Here is a 13,781-nt window from a genome sequence, read left to right as displayed (position 1 = left end):
AGCACAACGTGGCGTTCTTTGACACATAGCTAGATTACTTATGACTAGAGCGGTTAACGCCTGAAGTCTAGACACTGTTCCAAATCTAAAAACTTATCCTTTCAAGAACAAAAGCGTAAGCGCCTGTTCAGCCCCGACAAGCGCTCTTTGCCTTTACCTACAGGCCAGAAGTGACTCGAGGGGCTAGGCGCTGGAGTCTAGACGTAAAATCTCTACGTTACAACTTATCCACAGTACGAGATTTCATGATTTCCTAGACAATAAAAAAAACTTGCCTAATCGATCAGGCAAGCTTTGATAGTGATTATTCGACTATTGTTATTTTGACATTTTTTCGCCCCCACTTATAGGCCTCGCTTTTCGTAGGTATAAAAACATCAATTTTATTTCCTTTAATCGCTCCTCCAGTATCACCAGCAATCGCGTATCCGTACCCTTCTACGTGTACTTTCGTTCCAAGTTTAATAACATTCGGATCGACGGCGATCACTTTTAGATCTGAGTTTTTTCTTAAATTTATGCCCGTTTTTGTGATACCGGAACAACCATTACAATAAGCTGTATATGCAGTTGCCGAGACGGTAAATTCTTTGACGGCATTCGTAGACGTTGACCGTGATACAGCTTTTGATGCGGGCTTATCAGCTGCTTCCTTAGATTTCTTAGCGTTTGAACCGATACTAAGTTTTTGATTCGGGAAAATGAGATCCGATTTCAAATTATTCCACGACTTCAATTTCGCTACTGTTGTATTATGCATTTGAGAGATTTTGTATAATGTATCGCCTTTTTTGACTTTATACGTTGCTGATGAAGCGAAACCCTCATTTGCTCCGCTAATTAATAAGACAATCGTCAGGATTAATGTCAAAAGTATGTTTTTCATTTACTCGTCTCCTTGTATTTTATTCTCAGGAGACAGCTTGCCCAAGTTGTATGACAATAACATTACAACGAGTTGTCTTTTTCATTACAAAGAGCAAGCAAGATTAAGTGCACACTTTGACTGTAAATCGACGCATAAAAAGCGCCAACCCTCCAATCGGAAAGTTGGCGCTTTATCATTTAATTCAGTATTTTTATCATCACGTTTTTACGACCCCATTTATACGCTGCCTCTTTTGTCGGGAAAAATACATCAATCTTGTTTCCTTTGATTGCGCTTCCCGTATCACCGGCGATTGCATATCCGTAGCCTTCCACATATACCTTAGTTCCGAGTTTAATGACACTTGGGTCAACAGCAATGACTTTGACATCCGGGTTACTTTTCAGATTAATACCTGTTTTTGTTACTCCTGAACATCCATTGCAATTGGCCGTAAATGCACTGGCCGAAACAGTGAATTCTTTGACAACATTATCAGAATCGGATCGAGATGGTGTTTTCGCAACTGATTTAACCACTTTTTTCGGTGCTGCTGCTTTTTTAACTACTTTTGCCCCAGAAGCGACTTTCAGCTTCATGTTCGGCTGAATTATATTTGACTTCAAGTTGTTCCATGATTTTAATTTGGAAATGGATACGTTATGCATCTTAGATATCGTGAATAACGAATCACCTTTTTTAACTGTGTAATTTGGCGATGCTGCCCAGCTTACATCTGCTCCGCTGACCAATAATGCAATCGTAAGAATGAGGGTCATTAATAATTTTCTCAATTACTCTACTCCCTGCTATTTAGTCTATACTTATAATAGCAATCGACTATTACAGGAACATTACAGAAAGCTGTCTTTACCATTACAATCAGTATGTGTATTATTACATGCAAAGAGGTGTCTGCAATGAATACGATTACTATTCGTAGAGCGGCAAGGAACGATGCCGCGGCCATAACTGACATACTTATAACGAGTCAATGGTTTACATACGACAAGCTTTATTCCAAGGATTATATTACTAAACTAATTGACCAATATTACAGCGTGCAACGTATTGAGCAAGAAATCGTCTCTATTAATGAACAATGGCACGGTTATTTCATTGCTGAGTCAAATGGAAAAATCGTCGGTGCTATTGGCGGCGGAATGACTAGTAAAACTGCGGGAGAAGTATATGTCTTTTATTTAGACCCTTTAATGCGAGGAATGGGTATTGGCACACGACTTCTCGACTTCTTTACTAAAATACAGAAATATACGTATGGCGCAAATGAACAATGGGTTTCCGTCGCCAAAGGAAACCATTATGGCATTCCCTTCTATGAGGCTCGCGGATTCATCTTCCAGCATGAAGAACTTGCATATGGAACTTCTAAAGAGGATCAAGATATCTCTCTGAAATATAAGCGCGACATTACATAAAATAAGGTGGATTTAATGACTACAATCTTAGGGTATATCGCAGAAATGATTCCTTATCTATTCATCGCTTTGCCAATCATCCTCATCACCCGCATCATTTACAATAAAATACGCGGATACGTGAAACTTCATGTCTACCATGAAATTGGTGTTGTCATCTTTTTATTATTCATGACGGCGTTATTTTCACAAACAATCCTGACGTTTCTTTATACAGGACCGGTCGTTACACGCTCATTTTCGAATGTAAATCTTATTCCTTTCAGGGTTTTTCAAGATAATTATTATGCCATTACGGAATTGAATTTCTGGCAGCCATTTATTATAAATTTTTTAGGTAATATATGCATTTTCATGCCCATTGGTTTTATGATTCCTTTATTATGGAGCAAATTCAATCGATTTTGGAAAGTTTGTTTGATTGGGTTAAGCATATCTCTTTTTATCGAAATAACGCAGTTGTCCCAAGCCAGAAGTAGCGATATTGATGATTTATGGTTAAACACACTAGGTAGTATGATTGGTTACTACGTGTACATTGTTATGAAAAAACGCTTTCCGAAGACAAACCATCTTTTTAAAAACAGAAAAATTCACTCGTAATATATTGCATATCTTCCAACTGACCTTACTTTATTGTATACTAGAGCAATAATGACAAATACAGGATGGTGATTCAAAATGCCGGTACCGACAGATCATACGAAGCCACTTCGAATTTCCGCAAAGGAAAATGCATTTAACCAACTCCAGCAATGGATTATAGATGGCACATTACATCCAGGTGAAAAGTTAAACGATACAGAACTTGCCGGGGCGCTCGGGGTTAGCAGGACACCTATTCGTGAATCGTTGCAATTACTTGAAGTGCAAGGGTTTGTGAGAATGTATCCTGGGAAGGCAACGCAAGTAACGGAAGTCGATAAAGAATCTATCACAGACCTCCTTCCCCCCCTCGCAGCATTGCAAGCCTTATCCGCTGAACTTGCAATCCCGCAGCTGACAGAAGAGACGATCGCCTTACTTGAAAGTACGAATAGAATATTTGCCCATGCAGTCTATACTGAAGATTACTTTTCTGCTTTAAAAATCGACGAAGAGTTTCATCAGATTATCGTTGACGCAGCGGACAATCCATACATCATAACTATGGTCGCTTCACTTCAAGCACATGTCAGAAGATTATTCTTCCATAACTCTATTATCTTAACTGAAAAATCGATTGATGAGCATGATAAAATTATCAATTCAATGAAAGAACGGGATCCTATAGCTGTTTCCTCAATTATGAGTGGAAACTGGCTACGTGCGATTGAAGAATTTCATTCTCTCAAATCAAATTAACACATGTATTGATTAACCCAAAAAACAGTAAATAACTTGATCAAACACTAGACGCTTTGTGTACAGTTATGTTTGAATTGCTTTGGATCGGAGAACCTCTATAAGATTACCGAGATGTCTTGATGTGTAGGGCACTTATTCATCCTTCGCAATCCAAATGGATAAGTACACTAAGCGCTAAAGCTTTTCGGGACGAAAGAATAGCGGGACTGCTTATCTGGATAAAAGCCGCCAAAGATGCAATTTTGGCGGCTGAAGCCTTCTCCATAGTCGAGTCTTCTTTAGTTAAGGAAGGGTCACTTTCTTATAGTCCATCGCATGATAAAATGCATATTCTTTACTAAAAGTAAGCAAGGAACGCATTGTACTAAGTACTAGAGTGACTGAAATTGTATCTTTGGTCACTTACAACATTTATAAAAGTCCTCTTTTTTCTAAAGTAGCTTTATACTTCACTTGAATGTTGTAGGAACGCGACAGGCAACTATTCGTAACAGGATTACCTAGGCGGAATGAACTGCAATTTCTAGCCACACTTGCCCCTCGGTAAATATGTCATGAATAATTCGCCGAAAGCGAACCGGAAATGATCCGGTGAAAATGGATTTTTCCAAGCCCTACTCACCAGTATTTTATGACAATAAATAGTTAATCAACAGACGCGTCAAAGTATAATAAAAAGCCGGTTCCTCAGTGAGGAACCGGCTTTTTATTATAATTCTACTGTAGGTTTTTTCCGAATGCGTGCGGCTATTCCGGTTATTAGTATGACAACGAGTACCGGTAAAAGCCAACCAAGCCCTTCCTCATAGAAAGGAAGTACACGATCATAAAAGGATATAATTGGGGCTAACCAATCAAAATACGCTATCTCAAGTGATTTACAAAGTGTTTTAAATCCATCAATAATACTAATCATAAATGCAACGACTGTTGCTGATACATACACTACACGGGCATGGTTGAATAGCGGTGACAGGAATGTCAGAATCATTAAAACGACTGACAACGGATACAAGAACATCAATACCGGAATCGAATACGTAATGATATTCGCCAATCCAAAATTCGCGATAACGAAACAGAATGTTGAGAAGAAAATAACGAAAACTTTGTAGCTAATTTTCGGCATAATTGTATTGAAATATTCACCACATGCAGTAATCAGTCCGATACTCGTAGTCAAACATGCGAGTAGGATTACTACAGCGAGCATAACCAATCCAAATGTCCCCAAATAATGAGATGATGCACCGCTTAATACAGGTCCGCCCGTATCAAAGAGTCCAAATAACTCTGTGCTCGTCGCCCCTAAGTAAGCAATTCCTACATAGATAATCGCAAGGAATGTAGTCGCAATCGCACCTGCTTTTGCTGTCGCCATTAGAATTTCACGTTTATTCGTCACACCCATCGAGCGGATTGCGTTAATGACGATAATCCCGAAGACCAATGAAGCGAGTGCGTCCATTGTGTTATAACCTTCCATAACACCTTTTATTAACGCTCCGCTTGTATAATCGCCTTGCGGTGATTGAATTACACCCATTGGTTTTACAATAACCATAACCAACAAAGCGAACAAAAGTACGATGAGTGCTGGTGAAAGGATTTTACCTACACGGTCAACGATTTTCGCGGGATTTAATGATAACCACAATGTAAGACCAAAGAACAATAAAGTAAAGATAATTGTAGCAATCTGCATATATTCCGCGCTAATAAACGGAGAGATTCCAATATCAAATGCGACTGCACCTGTACGTGGTGCGGCGAAGAATGGACCAATTGTTAAGTATAAAAGTGATGTGAAAACAACTGCATAAACTGGATGTATCCGGCTTGCAAGTTGCTGTAAATTTTGACTCCCCGAGAAGCCCATCGCTAAGATGCCGAGAAATGGAAGCCCTACTCCAGTAATTAAAAACCCAAGAACAGCTAGCCACATGTTCGTTCCAGCATATTGCCCAAGCTGTGCTGGAAAAATAAGATTTCCTGCTCCAAAAAATAGTGCGAATAGCATCAAGCCAATGGCAAGATACGATGAAAATGATAACTTCTTTTGCATAACTTCAGTTCCCCCTTGATGTAAATAACATTACACGTATGCAATATATCGCTGAATTAATAATACTCTTTTCCTTTACAAAATGCAATATAATAATGGCAATTTATTATGTTAAAAAGAATAATAAAACATTGATTTTTCTGATATATTAACAATAAACAAATCATAATACTATTTTCGATATAATAATTGTCCGTTTGCATGATCGAACATGCAAACGGACATAAGATTAACTCATTTAATAGTAAACTTCGTGTGACTATGGCCTTCTTTTGCTTTTTTCACTTCGAGAATCGCAGGGAATGCAGCTTTCAGTTCTTCAACGTGAGAAATGACGCCAATCATACGACCTGATTTCTGCAGATCAATTAATGTGTCAATTGCTTTGTTCAACGACTCTTCATCAAGTGACCCGAATCCTTCGTCAATAAACATCGTATCAATTGACACCGAACCTTGGAAACTTTGAATGACATCTGCCATACCAAGTGCTAGACAGAGAGAGGCATTGAACTTTTCGCCACCTGACAATGTCTTCACGTCACGTGTTTGCCCTGTATAAGCATCATATACATCGAGACCCAGTCCACTTTGTCTCCCTCGTACTTCCTGACGGTCACTGCGGATTAAGACAAACTGCCCATTCGACATTTCTTTCAAACGTTCATTCGCCGATTGGATAATACGTTCCAAGTATTCGATTTGAATATAGCGTTCGAATGACAACTTCAAACCGTTCTGTCCTCTTACGATATCGTAAAGGTCTGTGATTTTCCCATATATTCGTTCAAGTTCAATCACTGTTACGGATGACTGTACAAGTTTCTCCTTCAAACTGAATGCGTTTTTTTCATATTCTGAAGAAGCATTATAGTCAGTAAGAGCGGCTTCATAATCAGTTTTCAATTTGGCCACTTTCGTTGCCAAATCGCTCAAATCCACCACTTCTTTTCCTTCAAGCAGTACCCGTAACTCCCCTACTGCATCGCGTAAACTATAAAGTTGTTGTTTGAATACCGCCACTTTTTCTTTCAACAAAATGCGGTCAACTTCTTGCATTTTCGCCTCACGATAAGCCTGTTCTGTTGGGAATGCCAATTCTTCTAATGCTTTTTTGAATCTACTTTCCGCCTGCCCCCTCTTCCCTACAACTTCTTCCAAGGTTTCCCCAGCATGAATTTCTGCTACTTTCGCCGCCCCCAGCTTCTCGCTCGTTTCCTCACGCACTTTCTGGACTACTTCCCAAGCGTAATCTAATTCTTCTTTTTTCTTTTCAGTTTCAGCAATCCGCTCCTGAAGCGTGGCTAGTACCCGTACATCTTCGGGTATCGTTTGTAATGTCATGTTAAACAGGGCTAGTTGTGTATCATAGGACGATTTTTGTTGAAACAATGCACGTTCCATTTCAGTTTTCTGCGCCACGATTTGCGCTGTAATTACTTCTTTCTTTTTCAATTCCACTTTCAGATTAACAAGCAATTTTCGATCTGCGCGAAGCTTAGCCACTTCCGCTTCTAGCTTCTGTTTTACCTCATGTAAATTATTATTATCCTTTTCTATAGCTAACCGCTTCATTTCATTTTCTTTATCAGTTAACTGCTCGATTGTATTTTGGTAGGTAATAGCCGCGGTTCGGAATTGCCCCTCGACTTCTTTCAGCCGTTCTTTCTCCACTTCCAGCTTTTCCCTTGAAATGGTTACTTCAATTGTTTTATGCGATTTAGCGGGATGATGTTCACTCCCACATACCGGGCAGGATTCCCCGTCTTTTAAAGACTCAGCCAACATAGCTGCTTGGTTATTTAGCCAAAGTTGTTCTACTGCATCGTATTCCGATTTACTTTTCTCATAACGCGCCTCGTGATCATTCTTTCCTTGTTCCAATACGTGTATCCGATTTCGAATCGCAATGAATTCATCCAGTAGTTTGCACTTTTCAATCGTTTCATTTAGTTGATCGATACGTTCATCGTACTGAACTTGTCCCACTTCAAACATCTCGATTTCTACTTTCACTTTTTCCAAGTTCTTCGTTTCTTCATCTGTCATTCTAACGGTTTTCTCAAGTTCTTTTTCCAAATGATTGTTTTCCTTTTTCATCACATCAAGAGCAGTTTCCTTCGATGCCAAACTTGAAACCGCCGGAAGGAAATCTTTTAGTCGAATCAAACTTTCCGTCAGCTTTTCACGGTCAGTTTTTCTTGCTTCTTCCACTCGAAAATGCTCTCCAGCAAGTTCCATTTTTTCTGCTGCTATCTGGACTGCTTCCTTCGCATTCTTAAGATTATCGGCTTTTGCGGCAGTTTCTTCTTTCAAATTGAGTAATTGCATCTCAAGTTCACCGATTGAAACAGCTCGCTCTGCGTCGGCTATTTGTTGCTCTTTTTGTACCACAATTGGCAACTGTTCCGTTAACTTATTTAACGATAATTCTTTTTGACGTAGTTCAATAAAACGTTCATTCATACTTTTCGCAGCCTGGTACATTTCTTGCATTTTTGTATGTTTTGCATAAACTTCGTCATAACTCTTTTTAACAACAACCGTCTTGTCTTGATAAAACGCAAATTCTTCTTCTAATCCTTGAACGACTTGATTCACATTGTAATGTTCATTCGCCAGAACAGTAAAGACCGATGACTCACGCTCGGGCAGTAAGGTCGCTATTTGTCCAATATGTCCTTCGCTCTGTTGCATCTCTTTCGTCAGAGTCGCTTGTGCGCTGTCTTTCTTCCCTTTTAGCTGCTCCACTATTTCACGGTACTTATCTGTTTTAAATATTTTCCGCATGATTGTTTCTTTATTTTCTGTATCAGACGTTAGAAACTTTCGGAACTCTCCTTGCGGCAGCATAACAATCTGACTGAATTGTGCTTGTGTAAAGCCGATTAGTTCTTCTACCTTCTTGTTAATTTCAGATACAATCTGCCTGTCGACAAGTGGTACCTCCCCGTCTTCCGTCAGTTCATAGAACTCGCAGCGCGCAGACGTTTCGGACTTGTTCCCCTGTTTGACATACGGTATTTGCCGCATGATGCGGTACGTTCGATTATGAATGTCAAACGTCAATTCAACGGTCGTTTGAACTGCGTCGTCTGCGAAGTCGCTTCGCATCGCACGATTATCCGTTCGATCTTCTCCGCTCGCCTGACCATATAGCGCAAAACAAATCCCATCAAATATCGTGGTTTTCCCCGCACCAGTAGCTCCTGAAATAACGAAGAGTCGATTGTCTTTCAATTCCCTGAAATCGACCGTTTCCGTCCCTTTATATGGTCCAAATGCCGTCATCATTAATTGAATTGGCCTCACAGCTGTGTCCCCTCCTTGTGCATAACTTCATGGAGCACTTCTGAAAAGAGGGTCTCCGTTTCTACGTCTGCCGCTTCTCCTTTCATCTCTTCGTAAAATGCTTTAAAGAGTGCTAAATCATCATGCTTCCCATGTTCCATACGTTGTTCATCAACCGCATTTGCGGTCAGCATGAGCACTTTACGCTCAACATGCATCGCGTTCGGATAGACTGACCGTACTTTTTCCATCGGGAATAAAACCGGTGTCTCATCTAGCAATTTAACAAAAACATAATCCTCACTTACTGGGTGCAACAAAATATCTTCCATCGTCCCTACAACCGTCCGCATATCATGCTTTGGCTTCAACTCCCGTTTCTCAACAGATACCTGCCCTGCAGCATCAAGTTCGATAATTAGAAACCCTTTATTATGATGTTCTTCTGAAATCGAATATTTCATTGGCGAACCCGCAAATCGCACTGTTTCATTTAACACATAATGTGCCTGATGTAGGTGGCCAAGTGCAGTATAATTAAATCCTTCGAAAAGATGCGCCGACACATATTCTGCCCCACCAATTGCCAACGGTCGTTCGGAGTCACTCGTGTTATTTTCACTTTCTCCGTGAGGTGTCACAAAAGCATGTCCAACAAATACATGTCGGACCCCCTCTGCCATTTGTTCACGGATAGTTGCCGTCACTTTCTTCATCGCATCGTTATGGTTCACAATCGTTTCATCTTCGTGCAAATGTTTTACAACAGAAGGATCCGCAAATGGTACGAGATGGAAATGAACCTCACCGTAATCATCTGACAAAACGACCGGTTCGATTACTTTCGTCATCTGACCTGCAATATGGTAGCCATTTACTCGCATCAATCCGCTTCCAAAATGGAGGCGTCCCGGGCTATCATGGTTTCCTCCAATCGCTAGGACAGGTATTCCAAGTTCCATAGTAATTTTTCCAAGCACTTCGTCAAGTAGTGCAATCGCTTCTGTAGGTGGCACCGCACGGTCATACAAATCGCCTGCGATAACGACCGCATCTGGCTTCTCTTCTTCGACTGCCTCTACAAATTGATCAAGCACATAACGCTGTCCTTCTGTCATATATATACCTTGAACGAGCTTGCCTAAATGCCAGTCCGCTGTATGGAAAAATTTCAAATTCATTTCCCCCTTCAACACTTTTTCTTTCTACTTTACAGGATAATTCTCGTAAAAGGAAACATACATTCCTTTCTAACTTTTCGCAAAGTTAAGGTTGACCTTCTATTTTTAATATGCTTATAATGGGGATGAGTCCAATTTCATATGATCCACCGCTAGGGGTGCTCTAACAGAGCTGAGAGAGGCATGTGCCTTGACCCTTATAACTTGAACTGGTTAATACCAGCGTAAGGAAGAGGTGCTGACACAATAATTCTGCCGGTCTATTTTCCGGGATACTTTTGATTGTCTACAACCCACTTCTTCTTCAAGGAGTGGGTTTTTTGGTTTTCAAGAATACAAAGGGAGTGTTGGAATCATGAAGTTCACTGACCGTTTGTTAGAAAAGACGTTACCAATCTGGAGACAGAATCATAGCCATCCGTTCGTACAAGGAATTGGCGATGGGACGCTTGATCCGGATAAATTCAGGTTTTATATGGTACAGGATTACTTGTATTTGATTGATTATGCAAAACTGTTTGCGATCGGGGCTGTAAAAGCCGACGACTTGGAAACGATGGGCAAATTCGCGACACTACTCGATGGGACGCTGAACAAGGAAATGGCCCTGCATCGAAGCTACGCACTGCGGTTCGGCATTTCTGAACAGGAACTTGAAAACGCTAAGCCGTCACCAATTGTACTTGCGTATACGCACTACATGTTACACGTCTGTCAAAATGGAACGGTTGCGGAAGTGATGGCTGCTCTGCTTCCTTGCGCATGGAGTTACTGGGAAATCGGTAAGGAGCTAAATGCTATTCCAGGTGCTGCCGATCACTCGTTATATGGCGATTGGATTCAGATGTATTCTTCGGATGAATTCAAGGAACTTGCGGGCTGGTGTATTGATTTAATGAACAAATCAGCAGAAGGAAAACCGGAGCATGAACTGTTAAAGCTCGAGGAGATTTTCCTCAATACAACTCGTTATGAATATATGTTTTGGGATATGGCAAATACAAAACAAATGTGGCCTGGAGTTGAAATGATAAATGCTATCGTTTGACGGTGTTTCATTCACGTACCAATCAGGCAACAGCATACTCGATAATCTGTCATTCAACATTCTTCCCGGTGAGTTTATTTCGATAATTGGTGTTAGCGGTTCCGGTAAAAGTACGATTTTTCGTCTTGTAACCGGATTAGATGAACCCTCAGGGGGTACCATTTCTCTTGAAGGGAATCCAAATACTCAGCGCCTTGGAAAGGTCGGCTATATGCCACAACAAGATTTGTTACTGCCTTGGCGAACCATTTTAGAAAATGCATGTCTTCCGCTTGAAGTAGCCGGATTAGATAAGAAGGCCGCCAAGGAACAAGTACAACCATTATTACAAGAGTTCGGTCTTGGTGGAACAGAGGATAACTATCCAGGAGAACTTTCGGGTGGAATGAAGCAGCGCGTCGCTTTCTTACGCGCTGTTCTTTCTGGCAATTCCCTACTATTGTTGGATGAACCGTTTTCAGCACTCGACGCCATCACCCGACTGGCTATGCAAGAGTGGCTAATCAATCTGTGGGAAAAGCGCAAATCAACTGTCCTTTTCATCACACATGACGTAGAGGAAGCACTGTTTCTGTCAGACCGTATTTTTCTGTTGCAAAACAAACCTGTCACTTCATTCGTGGAAATCGAAGTGCCTCTTGAAAGACCTCGAATAAGAAACGATTTACATCGCGCTGAAATGCTCGAGCTAAAAGAACTGCTTATCGGCAAGCTCAGAAGTGAGGTTTCGCTGTGAAAAATACGGCTTCCTTAGTAATCATTGCAGGATTTCTAAGTATCTGGGAGTTGGGTGCACGCCTTTACGGTAAAGCGTTCATTCTCCCTTCCCCTATACAAATTTTTATACGTTTTTGGGAACTGAGGGAAGTATTATTGTTGAAACATCTACCGGTTACTTTGATGACGATTATTATCGGCCTAGCCATTTCGATTATTTCAGGAACAGCAATTGCAGTGCTAATGTCTTCCCGTCCAGGCATACGAAAAGCGCTCTATCCAATTCTCATTGCATCTCAAATGGTTCCTATTATTGCGCTTGCACCTATTTTTGTACTGTGGTTTGGTTACACAATTTGGAGCAAAGTTGCTGTTACTGTGCTCATCACATTTTTTCCGATAACAGTGAATACATTCGATGGTTTATCGTCAGGAAAAAAAGATATACAAGAACTTTTTTTGACGATGGGTGCTTCAAAAAAGGATATTTTCTATAAATATTCCGTACCAACTGCCCTCCCTCATTTCTTTTCTGGAATGAAAGTCGCTGTGACACTAAGTGTAATTGGCGCTGCAATCGGAGAATGGTTAGGCGCGCAGGCAGGCCTTGGTTACTTCAGTAGGCGTATGATGACGCAGTTCGATGGTGCAGCTGTTTTCGCACCCATCTTTGTACTGAGTGCCGTCGGAATCGGTCTATTCATCTGCGTGACCATTATTGAAAATCGAACGTTAAAATGGAGGATTAAAAATTGAAGAAAATCACATTATCACTTACAAGTATTGCGCTAATTCTATTGCTCAGCGCGTGCAATACTAATGAAAAAACAGAAAAGGTAAGTATCATGCTTGATTGGTATCCTAATGCTGTACATAGCTTCCTTTATGTTGCGGAGGAAAAAGGTTATTTCAAAGATGAAGGCATTGAACTGGATATCAAGTTCCCCGCAAGTCCGACTGATCCTATTAACCTTGCAGCAGCAGGAAAAGTGACTATGGGCATCACCTATCAGCCTGACGTTATAATTGCAAAGTCTGAACAGAATATCGGCATTAAATCCGTCGGCGTTCTCGTTCGTTCGCCATTGAATCACGTAGCATTTTTAAAAGAAAGTGGTATCGAGTCACCAAAAGATCTAGAAGGAAAAACTGTAGGCTATTCAGGAATCCCTTTGAACGAAGCAATACTAGAAACAATGATGAAAGCAGATGGTGCAGACTACGGTAAAGTAAACATGGTCGATGTGGGGTTTGAATTAAATTCTGCATTGATTTCAAAAAAAGCAGACGCTGTTATCGGGGCATATATTAATCATGAAGTACCGCTACTTGAATATGAAGGATTTCCAACAGGCTATATTGACCCGACAGACTTCGAAATACCTTCGTTTTATGAACTTATTGTTGTGACAAGTGACGATACCTGGAAGAAAGACCAAAAGAACATCGAAGCATTTTGGCGCGCTGCCGGAAGAGCCTTTGATGATATGGAGAAAGATCCTGAAGAAGCGCTGTCTATCTTGCTAAAATACCAGGATGAAGCGAATTTCCCACTCGTCGAGGTTGTTGAAAGAGAGTCACTTTCGATTCTTCTTCCGAAAATGACAGCACCTGGTACGTTTGGTGAGCAGGATGAACAGGCATGGCAAGCAACTGCCGATTGGATGACAGAAACCGGTTTATTGAAAAACGAAGCAAATCTTGATGGGATTTTCATTAATATGGACTAACAAAAAACAAGCTTATACTGAGTTTATCACCGTTATGGATTGTATTATCACCGACTCAAACGAGGTTATCACCGCCATGGATTGCGTTATCACCG

Annotated in this window: 12 protein-coding genes and 1 riboswitch; of the genes, 7 read left to right on the top strand and 5 right to left on the bottom strand. The window is 40.7% G+C overall.

Annotated features, from left to right (window positions below):
- Window positions 1–304 precede the first annotated feature (304 nt).
- Together H7992_RS08430 and H7992_RS08425 are read right to left on the bottom strand one after the other, a co-directional pair.
- The gene (locus tag H7992_RS08430) at window positions 305–886 is read right to left on the bottom strand and encodes a 3D domain-containing protein (RefSeq protein WP_187047270.1); all 582 of its coding nucleotides are present in this window, start codon (window positions 884–886) and stop codon (window positions 305–307) included.
- Window positions 887–1,065: 179 nt separating this feature from the next.
- Window positions 1,066–1,662 (bottom strand): 3D domain-containing protein, encoded by a 597-nt coding sequence (locus H7992_RS08425; protein WP_255428625.1) that lies wholly within the window; start codon window positions 1,660–1,662, stop codon window positions 1,066–1,068.
- Window positions 1,663–1,788: 126 nt separating this feature from the next.
- Here H7992_RS08425 and H7992_RS08420 point away from each other — a divergent pair, with 126 nt between their 5' ends.
- From H7992_RS08420 to H7992_RS08410, 3 genes are all read left to right on the top strand, one after another.
- Window positions 1,789–2,307 (top strand): GNAT family N-acetyltransferase, encoded by a 519-nt coding sequence (locus H7992_RS08420; RefSeq protein WP_187047269.1) that lies wholly within the window; start codon window positions 1,789–1,791, stop codon window positions 2,305–2,307.
- A 15-nt stretch (window positions 2,308–2,322) separates the two neighbouring features.
- Window positions 2,323–2,910: a VanZ family protein gene (locus tag H7992_RS08415; RefSeq protein WP_082786518.1), complete on the top strand. Its 588-nt coding sequence runs from the start codon at window positions 2,323–2,325 to the stop codon at window positions 2,908–2,910.
- A gap of 78 nt (window positions 2,911–2,988) precedes the next feature.
- Window positions 2,989–3,651 (top strand): GntR family transcriptional regulator, encoded by a 663-nt coding sequence (locus H7992_RS08410; protein ID WP_067207436.1) that lies wholly within the window; start codon window positions 2,989–2,991, stop codon window positions 3,649–3,651.
- Window positions 3,652–4,363: 712 nt separating this feature from the next.
- Here H7992_RS08410 and brnQ read toward each other — a convergent pair.
- The 3 genes from brnQ to H7992_RS08395 all read right to left on the bottom strand — a co-directional run bounded on the left by brnQ (window position 4,364) and on the right by H7992_RS08395 (window position 10,185).
- Window positions 4,364–5,719: a branched-chain amino acid transport system II carrier protein gene (brnQ, locus tag H7992_RS08405; protein ID WP_187047268.1), complete on the bottom strand. Its 1,356-nt coding sequence runs from the start codon at window positions 5,717–5,719 to the stop codon at window positions 4,364–4,366.
- A 234-nt stretch (window positions 5,720–5,953) separates the two neighbouring features.
- Window positions 5,954–9,031 carry an AAA family ATPase gene (locus tag H7992_RS08400; protein ID WP_187047267.1) on the bottom strand — a complete coding sequence of 1,026 codons (3,078 nt, stop codon included), beginning with the start codon at window positions 9,029–9,031 and terminating at the stop codon, window positions 5,954–5,956.
- Complete coding sequence (locus H7992_RS08395; protein WP_187047266.1) at window positions 9,028–10,185, bottom strand: exonuclease SbcCD subunit D; 1,158 nt, start codon at window positions 10,183–10,185, stop codon at window positions 9,028–9,030. Before H7992_RS08395 ends, H7992_RS08400 begins: the two co-directional genes overlap by 4 nt.
- A gap of 150 nt (window positions 10,186–10,335) precedes the next feature.
- Window positions 10,336–10,439: riboswitch (TPP riboswitch) on the top strand.
- A gap of 107 nt (window positions 10,440–10,546) precedes the next feature.
- Between H7992_RS08395 and tenA the strand changes: the two genes are divergently transcribed.
- From tenA to H7992_RS08375, 4 genes are read left to right on the top strand one after another with little or no spacing between them, the layout of a single operon-like run.
- Window positions 10,547–11,239, top strand: a complete 693-nt coding sequence (gene tenA, locus H7992_RS08390; RefSeq protein ID WP_067207426.1) for a thiaminase II — start codon at window positions 10,547–10,549, stop codon at window positions 11,237–11,239.
- The gene (locus tag H7992_RS08385) at window positions 11,226–11,975 is read left to right on the top strand and encodes an ABC transporter ATP-binding protein (RefSeq protein ID WP_187047265.1); all 750 of its coding nucleotides are present in this window, start codon (window positions 11,226–11,228) and stop codon (window positions 11,973–11,975) included. Before tenA ends, H7992_RS08385 begins: the two co-directional genes overlap by 14 nt.
- On the top strand, window positions 11,972–12,712 hold the full coding sequence (locus H7992_RS08380; protein ID WP_187047264.1) for an ABC transporter permease: 741 nt from the start codon (window positions 11,972–11,974) through the stop codon (window positions 12,710–12,712). Before H7992_RS08385 ends, H7992_RS08380 begins: the two co-directional genes overlap by 4 nt.
- A complete protein-coding gene (locus H7992_RS08375; RefSeq protein ID WP_255428624.1) occupies window positions 12,709–13,686 on the top strand; it encodes an ABC transporter substrate-binding protein in 978 nt (325 codons plus the stop codon). Before H7992_RS08380 ends, H7992_RS08375 begins: the two co-directional genes overlap by 4 nt.
- Window positions 13,687–13,781: the final 95 nt, after the last annotated feature.

This window comes from Sporosarcina sp. resist, assembly GCF_014302295.1.
Taxonomy (GTDB): domain Bacteria; phylum Bacillota; class Bacilli; order Bacillales_A; family Planococcaceae; genus Sporosarcina; species Sporosarcina psychrophila.
The sequence above is the reverse complement of the archived record's forward strand: the minus strand, read 5'-3'. Positions and strand labels throughout refer to the sequence as shown.

What these genes read in the sequence shown, in the direction of transcription:
- H7992_RS08430 (WP_187047270.1), bottom strand. Translation starts at nt 886, where the DNA reads ATGAAAAACATACTTTTGACATTAATCCTGACGATTGTCTTATTAATT.
- H7992_RS08420 (WP_187047269.1), top strand. Translation starts at nt 1,789, where the DNA reads ATGAATACGATTACTATTCGTAGAGCGGCAAGGAACGATGCCGCGGCC.
- H7992_RS08415 (WP_082786518.1), top strand. Translation starts at nt 2,323, where the DNA reads ATGACTACAATCTTAGGGTATATCGCAGAAATGATTCCTTATCTATTC.
- H7992_RS08410 (WP_067207436.1), top strand. Translation starts at nt 2,989, where the DNA reads ATGCCGGTACCGACAGATCATACGAAGCCACTTCGAATTTCCGCAAAG.
- brnQ (WP_187047268.1), bottom strand. Translation starts at nt 5,719, where the DNA reads ATGCAAAAGAAGTTATCATTTTCATCGTATCTTGCCATTGGCTTGATG.
- tenA (WP_067207426.1), top strand. Translation starts at nt 10,547, where the DNA reads ATGAAGTTCACTGACCGTTTGTTAGAAAAGACGTTACCAATCTGGAGA.
- H7992_RS08385 (WP_187047265.1), top strand. Translation starts at nt 11,226, where the DNA reads ATGCTATCGTTTGACGGTGTTTCATTCACGTACCAATCAGGCAACAGC.